Consider the following 18,153-nt stretch of genomic DNA (forward strand, 5'->3'; position numbering starts at 1 on the left):
TTTTACTTCCAGCCTACTTTATTGGAGATTTCCAGCGCTTTTTTGTTATGGGTTCCCAGCGCCGCGAAATCGATCTCCTGCGCTTTGAATTCACCCCAGGATTTGAGCAGCTCCGGCATTTCCGCTTCGGCATTCACCGGGAACTCGTAGTTGGACTGGGAGAGCATGCTCTGTGCTTCCTTGTCGGTGAGGAATTCGATCAGTTTGATGGCATTTTCCTTGTTTTTGCTGTGCTTGGTCAGACCTACCCCGCTGATGTTGAGATGCGTGCCGGTGGTCTCTTGGTTCGGGAAGAAGACGCCGATGCTTTCGCCGACTTTTACTTCTTCCGGATCTTTGGAATTGAGCAACAGTCCCACGTAGTAGGTGTTCATGATCGCCACGTCGCCCACGCCGGCTACGATCGCTTTTGCCTGATCGCGGTCGCCGCCTTTTGGCTCCTGCGCCATGTTGGCCACGATGCCTTTTGCCCATTCTTCGGTCTTGGCTTCCCCGTTCAGTTCGATGAAGGATGCCAGCAGGGACTGGTTGTACAGGCTGGTCGAAGAGCGGACCAGCACTTTGCCTTTCCATTTGTCGGTGGCCAGATCTTCATACGTGGAGAGATCTTCCGGCTTCACGCGCTCTTTGGAGTAGGCAATCACGCGTGCGCGGGTAGCGATCCCGATCCACTCATTGTCTTTGTCGCGCAGATGCTTCGGCACATGCTTGTCGACCGTTTCCGATTGGATCGGCTGGAGTACGCCGTTTTCCTTGGCAGTGTTCAATACGCCGCCGTCCACGGTGATAAACAGGTCCGCTTCCGTGCTTTCACCTTCGCGCTTCAGACGCTCGATCAGCTCCTCTGCTTTCCCTTTGACGGTATTGACTTTGATCCCCGTCTTTTGCGTGAAGGCTTCCATCAATTTATCGTCGGATTCATAATGTCTTGCGGTATAGACATTGACTACCTGGTCGCCGCTTGCCGCCGGAGTTTCTGCTGCCTTTCCCGGTTGATTGGCTGTATCTGTGCCAGTGCCGGCATTACCGCCGCTGGTGCCGCAACCGGCCAGCAGGCCCGCCGCCATGACAACACTGAGAATGGAAGAAGTCAGTTTTCCCTTGGTCATATGTAATACGCCCTTTCGCTAGTAAATGATCATAATGTTGATAATGAGAATTATTATCTGTCTCGTTTATGATCATACTCGGACACCCGCCTGATGTCAAGCATCTTCCCCAAAAAAATGAGAACGATTCTTAGTAGTCAGACGACGCTTTTTTGCCGCTGCTTATGTTTGCGTATACCGATGCGGCCGGATGTACATATCGTATCCATGAGGTGCCGTACTCCCATCATTTCAGTCCCTTCGTCGGCGTGATCCCGGACGGGCGGATCTGGGGGATCAGGGGGGCGGTCCTGACCCCGGAAGACAAGCTGGTCTGGGACGTTTCGATCGAACATTCGGCTGAGCCGCCGGAGATGCATTCTGTTTTTCGCAAGGCTTCCCTCCCCCCGCCGGTATACTGTGACGAGACATGGGCAAACCTCGCCTACACCGCCGGCGACAGCTATTTTCACTGGATGCTGGACGTGCTGCCCCGGCTGGACCTCATCCGGGAGAGCGGCATTCCCATCGACCGCTACGTCTTTTCCTACATGGCGAATCCGCCGGTCGAACTGCCCGTAGACCGCAAAGTGATCGCCTATCCAAACGGGCTGGCACCGGGAAATGGTCACGATACCCTCCTGGTGGCACTCTGCATACTGAAGCAGCAGCGGGAGGACTTCTTCGTGTGGATCATCGGTGACGGTCCCGCCCGGGGGGAGCTGGAGGCTTTTTGCACGGCAAACGATCTGGAGCGTCATGTCCAATTCCTGGGGCAGCGCCCGGACTGGCCTTCTCTGTTGGCCAAGACCGATCTGGTGGTGTGGCCGGCCCCGGCTCGGAGCATCCCCCTCCCGCTGATGGAGGCGCAGGTGGCGGGAAAAGCGATAGTGGCCCTCGATGCCGGCCCCCTCCGGGATGCGGTCCGGGATGGCGAGACGGGATTGCTGTTTAGCGCTGGCAGCAGTCATCAGCTCGCCTCTTCTCTCCTGCGGCTGCTGGACGATTCGCTGCTGGCCATACGTCTGGGGAAGGAAGCCAGGAATTTCGGGATGAGAACCTGGTCCTCTGCCAGCTGGGCAGAAACTATCGAGAGCGTCTATCAGCAAGCGAGAGAGAAGCGGGCCTCCCTGCGAACCGTAGAGACAGCGGCTGGCGAAAAAAGAAAAAACCGGGACGACCTCTCAGCCCGATTCGCTTTCCGCCCCCATCATCGCTGGGACCAGAATGGCTGGAATCTGTTTGCTGAACGTCTCCCGGTTTCCTATCGCTTGCCCGACCTTTCGTTTCTGCGCGTGCTCACCGCCTCCAATCAGTTTGACGAGTGAACGGCCGGGCCTGGGGTGATCACGGCCCGGGCCCCTGCTTCCAAATCAAACCAGAAAATCAGGTCTCCCTGGTCTTTCTTTTGTGGAGGCTTTTTTCCGTTTACGTAGATCTGCGCACTTCGGACTGCCATCGACAGCCCGGATATTTTGGTCGGACCGTCATTGTACACATGCACCGAGCCGTCGGGTTGAACCTCCATCCGCACCTGCTCCAGCGCCAGCCAGTAATTCATGATGTCGCGCACCGTGGTGAGATACAGCTTCTTCTGATCGCGGAGCCCCGCCATTTTTTTCAGGATCTGGTCAAAGCCGGGCTGTACGACCAAGGCTCCCTGTCGGTCCCGTGTCAAAAAGGCCGAGGACTTCTTGTTTGCAGGCACGCGCGCGGGATAGACGTGATTGATCAGAACGCCCCGGTCCTGAACCAGCCGCTGCAAATTCTGGTCGTGATAAACATAGACCGTATCGTCGGGGACGATCGCGGCTGCCCAGGAGTAAAAGGGCCCCGTCACCGTGGGGTGAGACCAGTACAGGGGCGTCCGTTTCCCATCTCCGAGCCGCGTCTGCAGCAAATCGAAGGAGCGGTTGATGTTGGTGCCGTCTTCTGAGCTGTAGTGCCAGAAATAGCGGGTGCCATGTTTTTGCCAATAATCGGCCAGGTAAGAAGGCGTGTGGACATTTAAGCCCTGGAAGCCAAAGCTGCTCTTCACATACCCGTGGTCAATCCAGGTGACGCTTTGAAACTCCTTTTTCATAAAAGAGAGAGCGTCGTCCGCCACCCCGCCGTAGAGATAGAGATCATACGGATAGACGGTATGCAGGCCGATTTCCGTCCCCCGCTTGTGGAGATCCTTTAGAAATTGCAGGAATTCCGGACTTTCACTGATCGCGACATGAAGCGGCCGCTCCGGACGGTAGTAGGGATTGGCGAAAAAGACGCTTTTCGTGACGGGGATGCCGTATCGCACAAATCCGCCCACCGCTTTATCCGGGCTCGTGATCCTCTCCGATCCGTAGTAGACAGCGCGATTGCTGGCGAGCGTCTGTTCATCCGCATGCTCGGTCCAGACATGCGTCGCCAGGTAGCCATGCGGCTGCAGCATCAATCTCGGCACGACGCCGGGCTGGTACCCGACGACGAGGGTGAAGCGATTGATGCGCTGCTCCAGCGGCTTGTATTCGGAGGCATGGCGCACCTTGCCTACCTGCCTCCCGGAGATCTGCTCGACATAGCGGTGTTCGCCCATGTGATCCAGATTGACGAGCAGCTGATTCTGCCCCGTGTCCAGCTCCAGGGAGGAGATGTGCGGCGTATGGTAGAGGAGGGCGGTCTGCTGTCCCTGCCCGAACCGCACGCCTTCCCGATCCAGCCAATAATGCTTCTGAAAGGCCCGCGTATCGCTCTTTCTGTTTTTGCGGTACACCTCGGAGACCTTCGGCGCGAACTGGAGGCCCAGCGCTTCCCGAAAGACCTTTGTCTGCTGTTTGTAGGTGGTTTTGACTTGCACCTCGACCGTCGGCTTTTGCTGGTGAAAAAAGTATTCTGTCTCGATTTCGGCCACCGGCGTCTCGCCGACGGTCCTGAGGAGCAGCCCCTCCGGCTTTCGCTCGACATGGACCGCAGCCTTTTGATAGTTGCGCACGACGGTGCCGTTCCACTTGATAAAGAGATTGGTATCCATCGCTTTGGTCAATGGCGGGGCAAATGATAGCTCATCGCCCTGCACTTGGGTGACTTTGGCCTGGTGGACGAGCGGCGCGTTTTGTCTCCCGCCGAATGATTCGGAACGGATCTCGATTGCGGCGCCCGCCGGAATGACGGGCTTTGCATCCAGCTTGATTTTGCTGGTCCCGGCCGGAATCTGGGGAACCAGCAGATTGTAGAGATCGCCGTACTCCGCCAGATACTGCACGGAGCGAAGGATCTCTTTCCCCGACCGGTCCAACAGGCGCAGATTCCCTCCCGAATCCCAAGCGGCTGTATAGTAGGGTTGTTGAAAGATCGCCTCTGCCCTGCCTGATGCCGAATCCATATGGAAAGCGCAGGAGATAAACAGCAATAGGCCGATCATCCAAATTTTCATTCGGCTGCGCGGCTTCATCCTTTCCCGAATTCCCCTTGTCCTCATTCTGGTGACTTCGCGATGCCCACTTGTGATCATTTGTTCTTCTGGACCCTCTCTCTTGCGACTGATTGGCAACTGCAATATTTCGACAAAAACTTCCACTACTCCTAGGATTTACGCCAAGTTTGCGAGAAATAGTAGGGAGCAAATACGAGGAGGCGTACGTATGTCATTCACGATCGCCCGAGCCACATTCGAGCAAAAACACATTCTGGAGCATCTGCTAGAGCTCTACAGCCACGACTTCAGTGAATTCATCGAGATTGACGTGGATGAAGAAGGGCGATATGGCTATCCCCAGTTGGGTATGTATTGGACGGAGCCGGATCGCCATCCGTTTCTCATTCGATCGGGGGAAAAATGGGCAGGCTTTGTCCTGGTAAGGAAGATCGCGGGAGATCATCCCGATGCCGGCAGCTCCTATTCCATCGCCGAGTTCTTCATCATCCGCAAATACCGCCGGTCGGGGATTGGCAAGGCGGTCGCCCATGAGATTTTTCGCATGTTTCCCGGCCGGTGGGAGGTCTTTCAGCTTACAACCAACTTGCCCGCACAAGCGTTTTGGCGAAAAACCATCGGGGAGTATACAGGCGGCCGCTATCGCGAGAAAGAGGAAAACGGAAAGCAGTTCCAGCTGTTTCATTCTCCTTAGGAAAGCAGGTGCGCATATGGCCTTCTATCAGATGCATGCCCATTACTCCGATGGAATCCCACATCCCCGGCGATTTTGAGCGGATTGGCTTCTTCTTTTATCCCGACCGCTTCCAGCCGTCACGCGTCGAGGCAAAGCTGCGCGAAGGCAGCGAGCAGGTGATGGTCAGGGGGAATTTGACCTTTGACCGTACATTCTTTTCCATTCCGATTACAGCCGCTTTTTGATGCTATGTTATAATTTAACGAGAGAGAATATATTGAATGATACAGGAGGAGTTGCCTTTGGAAGGAGTCCAAGGAAAATCAGCACATCAAAAGCTATCCATCGCCAAGCTTATTAAGCGGGCCCTGTTTATCCTGATTGGTTCTACCCTGTTTTCGGTGGGGTTGGAAATTTTTTTGGTCCCCAATCACATTATTGACGGCGGGATTGTCGGGATCGCCATTATTACCTCTCACCTGTCGGGGCTGCCGCTCGGATTGTTTCTCTTTGTCCTCAACCTGCCGTTCTTGCTGCTCGGCTACAAGCAGATCGGCAAAACCTTTGCCTTGTCCACGTTGCTGGGCGTAAGCACCATGTCCATCGTCAGCTCTTTGCTGCATGATGTCCAAGGCGTAACCGATGACTCTCTGTTGGCCGCAGTCTTCGGCGGGATTATTCTGGGGATTGGTGTAGGTCTCGTCATTCGCTATGGGGGTTCGCTGGACGGAACGGAGATTATTGCAATATTGATCAACAAAAAAACGCCGTTTTCCGTTGGCGAAATTGTGATGTTTTTTAACCTGTTCATCCTGGGCAGCGCAGCTCTGGTATTTGGCCCGGATCGAGCCATGTACTCCTTGATTGCCTATTACATCGCCTTTAAAATGATTGATTTGACGATTGAAGGATTTCAGGGGTCGAAGTCCGTCTGGATTATCACGGACAACTACAGAGATGTCGGTGACGCGATTGTCGCCCGGCTCGGCCGCACGGTCACTTATTTAAAAGGAGAAGGCGGCTACTCCGGAGACGACAAAAATGTCGTGTTCTGCGTCATAACCCGGCTGGAAGAGGCCAAACTGAAGCTGATCGTCGAGGAAGTGGATCCTTCCGCTTTTCTGGCAGTTGGCAATATTCACGATGTACGGGGCGGACAGTTTAAAAAACGTGACATTCACTAGCGGATGATTGATGAGAGAGCTGCCTTTTGCCGGCAGCTCTTTTTTCTAGAATAGGAGGATAGACGGTTGATCAGGAGGTGTTGACCATGATCATTCGCGCTGTTCGCCCGGAAGAAACCGAGGCTCTCAGCGATCTGGCCTTTCGTTCCAAAGCCTACTGGGGCTACGACGAGGCATTCATGGAGGCTTGTCGCAAGGAACTGACGATTCTCCCTGCGCATCTGTCCAGCTGTCATCTTCGCGCAGCCGAACAAGACGGGGTTCTCCTGGGGTTTTACCGTTTGTCGCCCCGTGAACATGAGGCAGAGCTGGCCGATTTCTTCGTCGATCCCGCCGCCATTGGCAGACAGGTGGGGAAAAAGCTGTGGCTTCACATGCTGGAGCTGGCCCGAGCCCAACAGATTGCGCGCGTCTGGATTCACAGCGACCCCCACGCGGAAGGATTTTATGCCAAGATGGGGGCCGTTCGCGCCGGGGATGTCCGCTCTACCGTCTTCCCGGACCGCGAGCTCCCCTTGATGAAAATCGATTTGACCGGATAAGCCCCTCGTCTGGCACGCTCCCGACTCTCGCAATTTCCGCGCATCTACTTCCCCGATGTAGGCACCCGCGCAAGCAAGACCCTGCCACTCCACATACAGTAATACGAAATGAAAGGGGGGCAGGAAAAGTGGGTATCTTCAACGGATCTGACGACTTTACGCTGATTCTCGTTCTGTTCATTTTGCTTGTCATCGTCGGCTGTGACTGTGACTGATCGAGAGAGAGATAAAAAGAGCAGGGATATGCAAAGGGGGAGCTGTTGTTTTTCGTCTCTCTTTGCATTTTTCATTTGCAGGCAAAGCGAGGTGAAATCAGCTGGCCAGACGGACTAATCAGGCAAGTGACGGCTTTTCTCCTGAATTTTGGGGCTGGGTCAAGACAAAAGGAGTATCCAGGAGACGGCTTCGGCGGAATCCGGATCTCTTGGACCAATACCATCAGGAATGGACGAAAATGAATCGAAAAAGGAAGCCTCGCGCGTCGGCGCTCTTCCGGCTTCCCCCATTGGATATCGGACAAATTTTGAACGGGATGCAAATGGCGACCGAAGTGATGAGGACTTTTCAAGGCTTGACCGGAAACGGCACCAATTCCTCCAGATCTGCGGACTAAGGGAGCGCGGCTCCCTTTTTTACATAGGGCGGGCGAGAAGTGCCGGCAGCTGAACCAGCCTCTCGACGACGGCATAGGGGACAGGCCCGGACGGCGGCGCCAGCTTATGCGGATTGATCCAGACAGCGTCCATGCCCGCCGCCATCGCACCGGCTACGTCCGCCTCCCAGTTGTCTCCGACAAACAGGGTCTCTCCCGGCTGCAGGCCGAATATCTCCAGCGCCGCGGAAAAAATACGCGGATCCGGCTTGTGATGCCCCACCTTCTCGGAGATGACGATGGACTCGCGCGGGAAGAGATGGGCGATGCCGAGCCGTTCCACTTTGGTATACGCCATGTCCTCCGGTCCATTGGTGACAATCCCCAGCCGGTAGTCGGCAGCCAGTTCGTGTAAGCATGCCTGTACGTTCGGCTCCGGCACGATCGCCTCGAAGCAGGCCGCCAGAAACATCCGCTGAAAATCCCGGCTCTCTTCCTCGCCTACGGTCCGTCCCCATTCCGCAGCGGTCTTCACCAGTCTCGTATGGCGGTACTCCTGCAGGCTGATCCGATTTTCGATCAAGTCCGGCCACAGCTCTTCGCTGTATGCTTTCAGCCTGCGGTAAAAACGATCCTCGTCCAGATCGGCAGACAGGCGATGCTGCCGGATCGTCTGCCGCATGCCGGCCTCAAACGATTTCGTATAGTCAAACAAGGTGTCATCCAGATCAAACAGGATCAGCTTGTGCGTTTTCTCTCCCACGATCATTCCTCCAGCATCATCGCTTGCTTCAATTCTACAGCCAGATCCGCCGGCAGCGTAACTGCCCGCCGGGTCTGTCCATCGATCATCACCATCGTCACGTCCGCATCCGCAGCGAGCTGATTCTTCGCTGTGTACAGCTCCTGGCGAATGACAAAGCTCCTCTCGCCTACTGCCAAGACCTGCGTGCGCACCTGCACCTGCTCCAGCATGCGCAATTCTTTCCGATAGTTGATGTTGAGATTGACGACGACCGGCATCAGCCCCCGCCGCTGCAGTTCGTCCAGGGTAAAGCCTTTTTGACAGATCCAGTCAAAACGGGCCCACTCCATGTACTCGAGGTACTTGGCGTTGTTTACATGCCCGATAAAATCAATATCCGTGGAACGGACGACCAAATCAAACTGATGCGTCACATGGATCGCTCCCCTCTTCTCTTTTTCTCAGTATACCGAATCAGAGCAACTGAGTGAATATTCATTCGGCACCCTTTCGGAATATTCTGAGGATGTTGCTGTATTTTCTCCTCTTCTTCTCTATAATAGAACAATAGAACATAATGAATCGCCTGTAGAGGGCAGGGTGGTGAAAATCATGATCGCACGTCCGCGTTTTGAGTGTGATGTACCCGGCGTTCTCCTCACCTAGTCGGAGAGGGAACGGCTGACTAGCGTCCCCCCGGCTGGGAAAAAGAAAAAGCAATCATTTTTCCGGGAGGGGCTATTTACGATGAATACCGTATGGAAACAGCAGTTGTTTGGAGGGGTTTGCCTGGCTCTGGCCGCGGCTATCTGGGGCGGCGTCTACGTCGTGAGCAAGGTCGTGCTGGAGGTCATTCCGCCGTTCACCCTTTTGATTATCCGTTTTGCCATCGCTTCGCTGGTCTTGGGCGTCTTTGTCGTCGCGCGGCGCGAATTTATCGCCAAACGGGATTTTCCGATGATCATGGCCATCGCCTTCGTCGGCGTGACCATCTCGATTGGCGCGCAGTTTTTGGGGACCAAGCTCTCCACCGCCCATATGGGGGCACTGATTACGGCCGCTTCCCCTGCCTTTATCGCCATCTTCGCCGTCTCGCTGCTGAAGGAGCGCATTCACCGCAAGCAGATCGCGGGGATCCTGCTGGCGACGGTCGGCGTCCTGATCGTCATCGGCGTTCCGGACGAGGCAGACGCCCAGTCTTCCCTGATCGGGAATCTGATTCTGCTGGTGGCTGCCGTGAGCTGGGGCCTGTACACGGTGATGAGCAAAAAAGCGACGATGCGCTACTCGTCGCTGGCAGTTACCACCTATGTCGCCTTGTTCGGGATGATCTTCACCAGTCCCGTGATGATTTGGGAGCTGTCCGTCACGCCGGTCTCGTGGCATTTTAGCTGGAAAATCTGGGCGGGCGTCCTGTACATCGGGATCATTTCGACCGCCGGCGCCTTTTACCTGTGGAACAAAGGCTTCGAATTGATGCAGGCAGGCAGCGGCGCGGGCTTTTTCTTCGTCCAGCCGATCGTCGGCGCCGCCTTGGGCTGGCTGCTGCTGGGAGAACATCTGGGGATCGGCTTTTTTGCCGGAGCTGCCTTTATCTTTTTGGGCGTGGCGCTCTCCAATCTGCAACAATCTGCTGAAAACAAAGAAGGCACACCCGATTAGGGTGTGCCGCTTGTTTTTTCCCGGTATGCGGTTTTTTCCTGCGAACGGCGCGGACGAAGACTTCCCCAGAGGAAGCCCAGCAAGCTGCCGGCAATGGCGGGTAAAAGCCAGCCGATGCCTTCCTCATACAGCGGCAGGTTTTTGTACACAGCGGTGATCTGATCCAGCTTCGCCCCGAGCAGCACCAGGCCATCGATGAGGCTGATCGCGGCAGTCGCGATGATCGCTCCGATATAGACCGAGGAGTAGCCTCTGAATGCCGTGTGCAGGAAGGAGAGCAGCATCAGCACGATCGCCAGCGGATAGATCGCGATCAGCACAGGCACGGAGAAGCTGATCAGCTGCGTCAAGCCTACGTTGGCAACGGCCGTGCTGAAAACGCACAAGATGGCCGCCATCGTTTTATACGAGATCGCGGGAAACAGATCAGAGAAGTAGCGGCTGCAGGCCGTGACCAGTCCGACCGATGTGGTAATGCAGGCGAGCGTGACAGCGACACCGAGCAGCAATGCGCCGCCCTGACCGAATAACTGCGCCACTACGCCGCTCAAAATCTGTCCGCCGTTATCCGAAGCGCCGAGCACCTGACTGGTCGCTCCGAGATACCCCAGAGCCAGGTAGACCAACGCCAGCCCCAGTGCAGCGACGATCCCGGCCTTGGCCGTCGCCAGGGAGATCTTTTTGCGGTCGGTAATGCCCTGCTCCCTGACTGCTGTCGTGACGACGATGCCAAACACCATGGCCGCGAGGGCGTCCAAAGTCAGATAGCCCTCCAGAAAGCCTTTAAAGAACGGCGTCTTCTCGTATGGCCCGACAGGCGCGCCGATTTCGCCGATGGGGCTCAGTGCACCCTTGACGAACATCAAGGCGATCGTCAGCAGAAGAAGCGGGGTCAGCAGCTTTCCGATCCGGTCCACCAGTTTGGACGGATGCAAGGAAAGCCAGAACGTTACGGCAAAAAAGACGAGCGTGCTGAGAAAGAGCGGCAGCCAGCTCTGGCCGGCCGATGCAGGCAGGAACGGCAGCACCGCCATCTCGTACGATACGGTCCCTGTCCGGGGAATCGCCAAAAATGGTCCGATCGCAAGGTAGACGATCACCGTAAAGATGACCCCAAACAGCGGATGCACGCGGTTCGCCAGCGTCGACAACCCGCCGCCGGCCAGACCAACCGCGACTACGCCCAGCAGCGGGAGCCCGACTCCGGTAATGATAAAGCCAAGCATGGCCATCCAGACATGAGTCCCGGCCGCCTGACCGAGAGCCGGTGGAAAAATCATATTTCCAGCCCCGAAGAACAAGGCAAACAGCATAAGTCCAATTGTGACGGTTTCTCTTTTGGATAATTCTCTCATTTCTGTCCTCTCCACATGCCTTTCTAGTTTTTAAATTTTGCGAAATTTTCATATAGTACAACTGAACAAAGATTATAGTACGAAACAAGATATTTTTCAAATATATTTTTTTTCAGCACATGAAGATCAGCGATTCGTATGGATTTGTAGTATGTGTGGCCAGACGGGGATTATGCATTTTGTTCCATACGGGCAATTCCTGTCCCACTGGCAAGATAAAACAAAACGGCACCAACTCGATTCAGAGCATGGCCCTGTTTATCAATCAGGCGCAAGACCCGGAGCTGCGCTCGATGATCCTGCGCCACTATTCGGCTCACGTACAAGACTACAACATGAAAGTCGAATTCGTGACGCAGCAGGCGGGCTCCCGCGATACGCTGAATGTCCCGTCGATCGCCGGCCAGAGCTTCTCGCCCGCTCCGGGGCATCAATACCAGCCGATTCAGCCGCAGATCAAGCTGAGCCATCTGGATGACCGGGCGATTGCGACCTCCTACCTGCTCACATTGAAGCGCTCAGGCCGGGAATACGCCTGGGCAGCCTTCGAGACCACCACTCCCCCGCTCCGCATCTTCCTGGAGGATGCCTTCCGGATGTGTTCCCACCAGGCTTATGAAGTGTGGCAGTACATGGTGCGCAAAGGCTGGTATGCGGTGTCGATGGCTCCGGCCGAGACTGTCTCCACCCTGGGCCAGGTGTACCAGCAGGTCCCTTACCACCAGCCGATGCAGGGTTATCAGCAATAGCCGTCTGTTCGATGAAAAACAGCTGTCACCCGATCGATTTCGGATGACAGCTGTTGTGCTTGTGTAGCTCATGGCTCCAAAAAGCCCGGTCCAGAGGCCGGGCTTCTTTTATGCCTTGGAAACAATTGAATGAACCTACTTCGTAAACATGCCTTTCAGGACAAACGCCACGTTGGCCGGGCGCTCTGCCAGACGGCGCATAAAGTAGCCGTACCAGTCGTTGCCGTAGGGGACGTATACGCGCATTTTGTAGCCTTCCTTCGCCAGATCGATCTGCGTCTGGGTGCGGATGCCGTAGAGCATCTGGAATTCAAACTGGGTGCGCGGGATATTGTACTCCTTCTCCAGCTTTTTCACGTAGTCGATGATCGCATCATCATGGGTCGCCACAGCGGCGTAGTTGCCGTTCAGGAGATGCTGCTTGATGATTCTCTTGTAGTTCTCATCCACGTCAGCCTTGTTCGGATAGGCCACCTCGGGCGATTCCTTGTACGCCCCTTTTACCAGACGCAGGTTTACTTTTTTATCCTTGAGCGCCTCGATATCAGCGACCGTATCGTACAGATACGCCTGAATTACGGTTCCGACATTGCTGTAGTCTTCCAGCAGCTCGTGGAGAATCTCCAGCGTGATGTTCTTGTGAGCGTAGTCCTCCATGTCAATCCGCACGAAAATGTTGCCGTGTTCGCGGGCGAATTGAAGAATCCGGCGCATATTGTTCATGCACAGTTCACGGCTGATATCCAGGCCCAAACTTGTCATTTTTAAAGACAGGTTGCAATCCACGCCTGATTTGTGAATCGCTTCCAAAGTCTTGATGCAGTAGTCGGCCGACTCGTTTGCTTCCTCTGTGCTGAATACAAATTCGCCCAGGTGATCCAGCGTGCAGACCAGTCCTTTTTGATTCAGTTCACGTACCTTGGTGATTGCCTCTTCGATGGTTTCGCCGGACACGAACCGATTGGCGCCAAAGCGCAGGCCCCATTTTTTAGCAGCGGCATTCAGCGCCTTGTTCTTGGAAAGGAACAGGAAAAAATCCTTCATCAATTGTTCCATGGTGTTTCGGTCTCCTCCTCAATGATTCATCTGCGTCCTTTTTATTAGCATGAACCGTGCCAATCGACAATATCGAAAAATAAACGACAATTTCTCCTTACGCCCATCCATGTTTTGTACATATATGTACAGATCGTGTTTATTGTTGTACACTTTTGCTTATAGTCAACTTCGTGTCTGTATACTACTTAGTTTGGATCGGAAGTGATGATTTGAAACCGCTATTTTCCCTGAACGATAAAATCTCCTGCCTGGCGGATCCGATCGACCCCGCTTCTATCAGCTTACGCCGGGACGAAGCAACAGGTGTGCGCCGCATTGGCGATCGCGAAGAGAACGTATGGCTGCTGCCGGAGACGACCACCCTGGCCGCGGCCGGCCAACAGCTTCTCGGAGACGCAGAGCGGCTGCATACGCCGTGCGATGTCATCACCGTGGATGGCGACGGCACCGTCACCGGATGGATACCGGCCCAGCGTCTGCTTGCTGCCTACATCTCCATCTCGGCCAACCAGGACATCCTCCTGCGGACGCTGCTGGATACGCTGAGCGAAGCGATTACGATTGTGGACACCGACAATATTGTGCGGTACTGGAATCCGGCGGCCGAAAAAATATATGAAATCGATCGCAGCCAAGTCGTCGGCACCCGATTGGACGAGCACTTCGCGAGTGAATCGATCCGCCTGTTGGACGCGCTCACGCAGGGCGAATCCGTCTACCGGGTGTACCATGTGCCGCGGCCGGACCGCCACGTGCTGATCAATGCCGCTCCGATTCGCAAGGAAGCGGAAATCATTGGCGCCATCTCGATTGAACAAGATATTACGGAGCTGGTCCGCCTCAACGATGAGCTGGCTCACACGACGGCCCATCTCCACAATCTGCAGCAGGAGATGAGCCGCTTTCATCCTGCGGACGATCCCTTTTTTCCGATCAAGGGTCACTCCTCCCAGATCCAATCCGCCATCCAATCTGCGCGCAAGGTGGCCCAGACCGATGCCACCGTGCTGATTGACGGCGAGAGCGGCGTGGGCAAAGAGCTGTTTGCCCAGGCCATCCATCAGGCCAGCCGCCGCCGGGATCAACCGTTTATCGCCATCAACTGCGGCGCGATTCCCGCCGCCCTGTTTGAGAGCGAGCTGTTCGGCTACCAGGGCGGCGCCTTTACCGGTGCGGAGAAAAAGGGGAAGCCCGGCAAGCTGGAGCTCGCCCATGGCGGCACCCTGTTCCTGGACGAAATTGGCGAGCTGCCGCTGGAGCTGCAGGTAAAGCTGCTCAGAGCCCTGCAGGAGCGACAGTTTTACCGCGTGGGCGGGACCGAGCCGATCACCGTGAATACCCGCATCATCTCCGCTACCAACCGCAATCTCGAACAGATGGTGGCCGAAGGATTGTTTCGCGAGGACCTCTACTACCGATTGAATGTCTTTACGCTGGAAATTCCTCCACTACGGATGAGGCGCGAGGATATTCCCGAATTGGTGCATATCTTCCTGCAGGAATACGCCATCGCCCATGAGCATCCGGTGCCGCGCATCACGCCGGAGGTCATGCAGGCTCTGATCGACTATTCCTGGCCGGGAAATATCAGGCAGCTCCGCAATGTGATCGAGCGCCTGTCCATTCTGCAGGAAGGCGGGCTGATCCGCTACGAGCAGCTGCCGTCCGCGATTAAACAGCAGCAGGAGACTTCCTATTTGCACGCTCCCTACGCTCCGTCCGGCGAAGCTGCCGCTCCCCCTCTGGCTGCGGGAGTGCGGGGCCATTCCTTCGCCGCGCAGGCTGCCCCTGCATTCGCCGGATTCGCCCCGCCCGCCCGGGAAGAATCCGAGCGTGAGCGGATCCTGGCGGCATTGGAGCGGACTTACGGAAATCGCAAAGCAGCCGCGGAGCTGCTGGGTTACTCGCGGGGAACCTTGTATAATAAAATGAAAAAATACGGAATATGACGAGGATTGAGACCAATGGCCATGCTCTATTTGGATGATGGCACCCATCAGGTCAGCTGGGGCGGCGAAACCATCACCCTGCTTCCAAAAGAATACCTCCTCTTCCGCTTTCTCTACCTGCATCGCAATCAGGCGTTTCGCCGGGAGGAGCTGCTGGACCGGGTCTGGGGATTGGAGATGCCGACCGACCGCACGGTGGATGACCATGTGTACCGCCTGCGCAAAAAGCTGCAATTTTGGCAGCATCTGCTGTCCATCGAGACGGTGCGCGGAGTCGGCTACCGCCTCCACTGGAAGGAGCCCCAGCCGGCCAATGTGCTGGATGTACACCCCGAGTTTGCTTCGCACATCAAGCAGATGCTGGAGATGTATCACGGACTGGGGATGGGCGCTGCGCTGCAGACACTCTCTGCGCACAAGGATGTGCTCGGCTTGACGCTGGACCCCTTCTACGCCGTGTACGTGCGCTTCGTGACGGGGGAGTTCGCCTGGTTCTTGCGCGCCGCCGAGATCCCTTTGCGGGAGCGGCTGTTTTACCTGTCCCATCTCTACATCTTGACGGAAAAAGATCCCGCGAAGGCGCTGGCGCTGTGCAAGCAGGTCCTCAGCCGCAAAGAGGATTTGCCCGGGATGTGGGAGGTAGAGCTGGAAATGAATCTGATCCCCCTCTACGTGGAAACGGGGCAGTGGCAACACGCCGAGAGCCAGATCGAAAAGCTGGCGGAGACTATCTCCGGCCTGCGATCCAATAGCTACACCCTGACGTATTGGTTTCAACAAATGACATACCTGCTCAGACGGAAAGAACTGGCGCTTGCCCAGAAAAAGCTGGAGGAGGCCAAATGCCTGCTGGCCGAAAAGCCGATGCAGCGGGAACAAGGAATGCTGCTCGGACTGGAAGGGATGCTTGCTTTTCAACGGGGAGAGCAGGCGCGCGCCCGCCGGCTCATCGATGAAGGGATCGACATCCTCCGGCAGACGAGATTTGTCCCCCATTATCTCTACGCTGTCCGCAAGGTAGAGCGCTTTTTTCAAATCTACCCCGGCGACAGCGCCTGGCAGCAAAAATACCGGAAGGAATGGGCACGACTCTGGGAGGAGCACCGCCTCGGGGAGCTTCACAAGCAGCTGGAGGAGCTGTTCGCTCGCCAGCTCTAACCGATCGTCCCCTGATATTGCTCTGACAAATCCCCTTTATTCTGATTCTTGAGAAGAAGGGGGTTTTTTTATGACGCTGCTACGAAATCGCGTATTCGCCAAAATGTTCGCAGCCTACGGGCTCTCTACGCTGGGAGACTGGTTTGACTTCATCGCCTTGTCGATGCTGCTCGGCTACGTCTGGAAAGCGGAGCCGATGATGCTCGCCCTGGTTCCGCTTGCCTACGCGCTGCCCAGCGTGCTGTTCAGCCAGTTCGCCGGGATCGCCGCTGACCGCAGCAGCAAGCTGCGGGTGATGATCGGCACCGATTTGATCCGCGCGGTGTTGACGATCCTGTTGACCTTGGCTCCCAATCCCTGGTGGCTGCTCAGTCTCGTTCTGCTCCGCAGCACAGCCGAGATTTTCTACGCACCGGCCCATCAGGCGCTGACGAGACATGTCGTGCCCGAAGAGCAGCTGCTCCAGGCCGCCTCCCTAAACGGCACGGTCTTTCAATCCGGCAAGCTGATCGGGCCGCTGCTCGGCGGAACCATCGTCGCCTTCACGTCGCCCACGGTCTGTCTAATCATCAATGCGATCAGCTTTTTGCTGTCAGCGGTCTGTCTCCTCTGGATCGGTCCGCTTCGGGAATCGGCGCCGCGTCAGGCGACACCTGCCGTGCAGCAGCCGGAGAAGACAAGCTGGCGGACTACCTGGAAGGACGGCTGGCGGATCCTGCTCACCAACCGGATTTTGCTGGTCAGCACTATTTTTTCACTGCTGGCCTTGGCTGCGATTCAACTGATCGATGCCCAGTTTGTGACGATTTTGCGCGAAAAGGCACCGGACCAGCCGCAATTATTGGGATATGTCGTCAGTACGATCGGGGTGGGCGCTTTGCTGGCGGTGACCTGGCTGTCTCGCAGGAAGGAGATCAAGTCGTATGGGTGGCTTTTAGGGGGAGGCGTGCTTTTGATCGGAATCATGGTAGCGGCAGCCGGCATGTATCAGCCGGAGAATGGCCCGCTGACGCTGCTCGGCGCAGCGCTCCTCGGGGGAGTCGGAACCGGTCTGACGTCCGTCGGCTCCAGCTTCCTGCGACAAAAAGAGACGCCAAAGGAAGCGATCGGCCGCGTCACGGGCATCCTCGATTCCCTGAGCAGCGCGATCTTTATTATCGCTCCGCTTTTGGGCGGATGGCTGGTCCAGAGCTGGGGTGTCAGCTTCAGTTTTCAGTGGATCGGGGTGCTGATTGGCATCATCGGCACCTGCGGCATCGTGCTGCAAAAATGGATTTGGCAAAGAGAAGAGGCCAAGAGAGGAGAAATGTCCCTTCCCGTTGAGTAAACGGCTCAGAGTTTCAGCTGGCGGCGCTCCTCCAGCTGTCTCTCCAGAATATACTTGCGCAGGGTGTGAAAATAGCGGGCTTGTATTCCAACTATTTTACAACCGTAATAATAGCTCTCTTTGTCCTTGCGCTCATGGATGACCTGCAGTTCCGCCCGAACCACGCCGTCTTTTCGCTGGCGGCCGTACAGCTCGGTTGAAAAGATCAGCTGTTCTTCATGCGGGATCGGCTTGTCCGCGCGCAAGGCCACCCCTCCCAGACTCAGGTTGGTCAACTCCACCCTTTGGGTATAGATGGAAAAATTTCCTTGCCCGGGTACTGAGTTGCACTGAATCCAGGCATCCAGACTGACGTCAAAGCGGGGATAACGGCGCCTCTGTTCCCGATATTCGATCATGGTCGGGGAATGGAAAAGAAACAGGCGGTTTTTCTCCTTGGCGATCACGACTGCTTCAAAATTGCTGATGGTCTCATAATTATCCGTCAGCAAACAGGGCAGCTGGTCGCCCACGGCAACCTCCAGGGCTTCCTGAAATACGACTTCAATCAGGTCTCCCTCCCCGTATGTAACGCTGCCTTCAAAAAATTGCTTCCCTTTTTTTATCTGCAAGAAGCTTTCCATCTACTGTCTCCACCACTTCACAAAAAAATTTA

Annotated in this window: 18 protein-coding genes; 11 read left to right on the top strand and 7 right to left on the bottom strand. The window is 55.8% G+C overall.

Features of this window, described 5'->3' with window-relative positions; translation table 11 throughout:
* Positions 1 to 2: 2 nt before the first annotated feature.
* On the bottom strand, positions 3 to 1,109 hold the full coding sequence (locus JD108_RS18585) for a Fe(3+) ABC transporter substrate-binding protein (protein ID WP_198827443.1): 1,107 nt from the start codon (positions 1,107 to 1,109) through the stop codon (positions 3 to 5).
* 152 nt (positions 1,110 to 1,261) lie between these two features.
* On the opposite strand from JD108_RS18585, the gene JD108_RS18590 reads away from it, so the two are divergent.
* Positions 1,262 to 2,416, top strand: coding sequence for a glycosyltransferase family 4 protein (locus tag JD108_RS18590; RefSeq protein WP_198827444.1), 1,155 nt, complete (start codon positions 1,262 to 1,264; stop codon positions 2,414 to 2,416).
* On the opposite strand, the gene JD108_RS18595 is transcribed toward JD108_RS18590, so the two are convergent.
* A complete protein-coding gene (locus JD108_RS18595; protein ID WP_228728203.1) occupies positions 2,401 to 4,518 on the bottom strand; it encodes a hypothetical protein in 2,118 nt (705 codons plus the stop codon). The genes JD108_RS18590 and JD108_RS18595 overlap by 16 nt on opposite strands.
* 190 nt (positions 4,519 to 4,708) lie before the next feature.
* On the opposite strand from JD108_RS18595, the gene JD108_RS18600 reads away from it, so the two are divergent.
* The 5 genes from JD108_RS18600 to JD108_RS22870 all read left to right on the top strand — a co-directional run bounded on the left by JD108_RS18600 (position 4,709) and on the right by JD108_RS22870 (position 7,117).
* Positions 4,709 to 5,194 carry a GNAT family N-acetyltransferase gene (locus tag JD108_RS18600; protein ID WP_198827445.1) on the top strand — a complete coding sequence of 162 codons (486 nt, stop codon included), beginning with the start codon at positions 4,709 to 4,711 and terminating at the stop codon, positions 5,192 to 5,194.
* 50 nt (positions 5,195 to 5,244) lie between these two features.
* Entirely contained in the window at positions 5,245 to 5,421 is a 177-nt protein-coding gene (locus JD108_RS18605) for a hypothetical protein (protein WP_198827446.1), read from the top strand.
* A gap of 36 nt (positions 5,422 to 5,457) precedes the next feature.
* Positions 5,458 to 6,360: a YitT family protein gene (locus JD108_RS18610; protein ID WP_198827447.1), complete on the top strand. Its 903-nt coding sequence runs from the start codon at positions 5,458 to 5,460 to the stop codon at positions 6,358 to 6,360.
* Between the two features lie 86 nt (positions 6,361 to 6,446).
* Positions 6,447 to 6,902 carry a GNAT family N-acetyltransferase gene (locus JD108_RS18615; RefSeq protein WP_198827448.1) on the top strand — a complete coding sequence of 152 codons (456 nt, stop codon included), beginning with the start codon at positions 6,447 to 6,449 and terminating at the stop codon, positions 6,900 to 6,902.
* Between the two features lie 128 nt (positions 6,903 to 7,030).
* On the top strand, positions 7,031 to 7,117 hold the full coding sequence (locus JD108_RS22870; RefSeq protein WP_407649444.1) for a YjcZ family sporulation protein: 87 nt from the start codon (positions 7,031 to 7,033) through the stop codon (positions 7,115 to 7,117).
* Between the two features lie 417 nt (positions 7,118 to 7,534).
* Here JD108_RS22870 and JD108_RS18620 read toward each other — a convergent pair whose 3' ends face one another.
* Complete coding sequence (locus JD108_RS18620; RefSeq protein WP_228728204.1) at positions 7,535 to 8,257, bottom strand: HAD family hydrolase; 723 nt, start codon at positions 8,255 to 8,257, stop codon at positions 7,535 to 7,537.
* 2 nt (positions 8,258 to 8,259) lie between these two features.
* The gene (locus tag JD108_RS18625; protein ID WP_198827450.1) at positions 8,260 to 8,673 is read right to left on the bottom strand and encodes an acyl-CoA thioesterase; all 414 of its coding nucleotides are present in this window, start codon (positions 8,671 to 8,673) and stop codon (positions 8,260 to 8,262) included.
* 313 nt (positions 8,674 to 8,986) lie between these two features.
* On the opposite strand from JD108_RS18625, the gene JD108_RS18630 reads away from it, so the two are divergent.
* On the top strand, positions 8,987 to 9,901 hold the full coding sequence (locus tag JD108_RS18630; RefSeq protein ID WP_198827451.1) for a DMT family transporter: 915 nt from the start codon (positions 8,987 to 8,989) through the stop codon (positions 9,899 to 9,901).
* Here JD108_RS18630 and brnQ read toward each other — a convergent pair.
* Complete coding sequence (brnQ, locus tag JD108_RS18635; RefSeq protein ID WP_198827452.1) at positions 9,898 to 11,256, bottom strand: branched-chain amino acid transport system II carrier protein; 1,359 nt, start codon at positions 11,254 to 11,256, stop codon at positions 9,898 to 9,900. The two genes, JD108_RS18630 and brnQ, sit on opposite strands and share 4 nt — an antisense overlap.
* 179 nt (positions 11,257 to 11,435) lie before the next feature.
* Here brnQ and JD108_RS18640 point away from each other — a divergent pair, with 179 nt between their 5' ends.
* Positions 11,436 to 12,005, top strand: a complete 570-nt coding sequence (locus JD108_RS18640; protein ID WP_228728205.1) for a spore coat protein — start codon at positions 11,436 to 11,438, stop codon at positions 12,003 to 12,005.
* Positions 12,006 to 12,140: 135 nt separating this feature from the next.
* Here JD108_RS18640 and JD108_RS18645 read toward each other — a convergent pair whose 3' ends face one another.
* Entirely contained in the window at positions 12,141 to 13,061 is a 921-nt protein-coding gene (locus tag JD108_RS18645) for a proline dehydrogenase family protein (RefSeq protein ID WP_198827454.1), read from the bottom strand.
* 464 nt (positions 13,062 to 13,525) lie between these two features.
* Between JD108_RS18645 and JD108_RS18650 the strand changes: the two genes are divergently transcribed.
* The 3 genes from JD108_RS18650 (at position 13,526) to JD108_RS18660 (ending at position 17,498) form a co-directional block, all read left to right on the top strand.
* Positions 13,526 to 15,013 carry a sigma-54 interaction domain-containing protein gene (locus JD108_RS18650; protein WP_407649445.1) on the top strand — a complete coding sequence of 496 codons (1,488 nt, stop codon included), beginning with the start codon at positions 13,526 to 13,528 and terminating at the stop codon, positions 15,011 to 15,013.
* A 15-nt stretch (positions 15,014 to 15,028) separates the two neighbouring features.
* On the top strand, positions 15,029 to 16,171 hold the full coding sequence (locus JD108_RS18655) for a winged helix-turn-helix domain-containing protein (protein WP_198827456.1): 1,143 nt from the start codon (positions 15,029 to 15,031) through the stop codon (positions 16,169 to 16,171).
* Between the two features lie 70 nt (positions 16,172 to 16,241).
* Positions 16,242 to 17,498, top strand: coding sequence for an MFS transporter (locus tag JD108_RS18660; RefSeq protein WP_198827457.1), 1,257 nt, complete (start codon positions 16,242 to 16,244; stop codon positions 17,496 to 17,498).
* A gap of 5 nt (positions 17,499 to 17,503) precedes the next feature.
* Here JD108_RS18660 and JD108_RS18665 read toward each other — a convergent pair whose 3' ends face one another.
* Positions 17,504 to 18,121 carry a PilZ domain-containing protein gene (locus JD108_RS18665; RefSeq protein ID WP_198827458.1) on the bottom strand — a complete coding sequence of 206 codons (618 nt, stop codon included), beginning with the start codon at positions 18,119 to 18,121 and terminating at the stop codon, positions 17,504 to 17,506.
* Positions 18,122 to 18,153: the final 32 nt, after the last annotated feature.

Source organism: Brevibacillus composti (assembly GCF_016406105.1).
GTDB classification, from domain to species: Bacteria; Bacillota; Bacilli; order Brevibacillales; family Brevibacillaceae; genus Brevibacillus; species Brevibacillus composti.

Excerpts from the sequence above, each read along its gene's own strand:
- JD108_RS18585 (WP_198827443.1), bottom strand. The coding sequence starts at position 1,109 with ATGACCAAGGGAAAACTGACTTCTTCCATTCTCAGTGTTGTCATGGCG.
- JD108_RS18660 (WP_198827457.1), top strand. The coding sequence starts at position 16,242 with ATGACGCTGCTACGAAATCGCGTATTCGCCAAAATGTTCGCAGCCTAC.
- JD108_RS18630 (WP_198827451.1), top strand. The coding sequence starts at position 8,987 with ATGAATACCGTATGGAAACAGCAGTTGTTTGGAGGGGTTTGCCTGGCT.
- JD108_RS18595 (WP_228728203.1), bottom strand. The coding sequence starts at position 4,518 with ATGAAGCCGCGCAGCCGAATGAAAATTTGGATGATCGGCCTATTGCTG.
- JD108_RS18605 (WP_198827446.1), top strand. The coding sequence starts at position 5,245 with ATGGAATCCCACATCCCCGGCGATTTTGAGCGGATTGGCTTCTTCTTT.
- JD108_RS18655 (WP_198827456.1), top strand. The coding sequence starts at position 15,029 with ATGGCCATGCTCTATTTGGATGATGGCACCCATCAGGTCAGCTGGGGC.
- JD108_RS18645 (WP_198827454.1), bottom strand. The coding sequence starts at position 13,061 with ATGGAACAATTGATGAAGGATTTTTTCCTGTTCCTTTCCAAGAACAAG.
- JD108_RS18615 (WP_198827448.1), top strand. The coding sequence starts at position 6,447 with ATGATCATTCGCGCTGTTCGCCCGGAAGAAACCGAGGCTCTCAGCGAT.
- JD108_RS18665 (WP_198827458.1), bottom strand. The coding sequence starts at position 18,121 with ATGGAAAGCTTCTTGCAGATAAAAAAAGGGAAGCAATTTTTTGAAGGC.
- brnQ (WP_198827452.1), bottom strand. The coding sequence starts at position 11,256 with ATGAGAGAATTATCCAAAAGAGAAACCGTCACAATTGGACTTATGCTG.
- JD108_RS18600 (WP_198827445.1), top strand. The coding sequence starts at position 4,709 with ATGTCATTCACGATCGCCCGAGCCACATTCGAGCAAAAACACATTCTG.
- JD108_RS18610 (WP_198827447.1), top strand. The coding sequence starts at position 5,458 with ATGATACAGGAGGAGTTGCCTTTGGAAGGAGTCCAAGGAAAATCAGCA.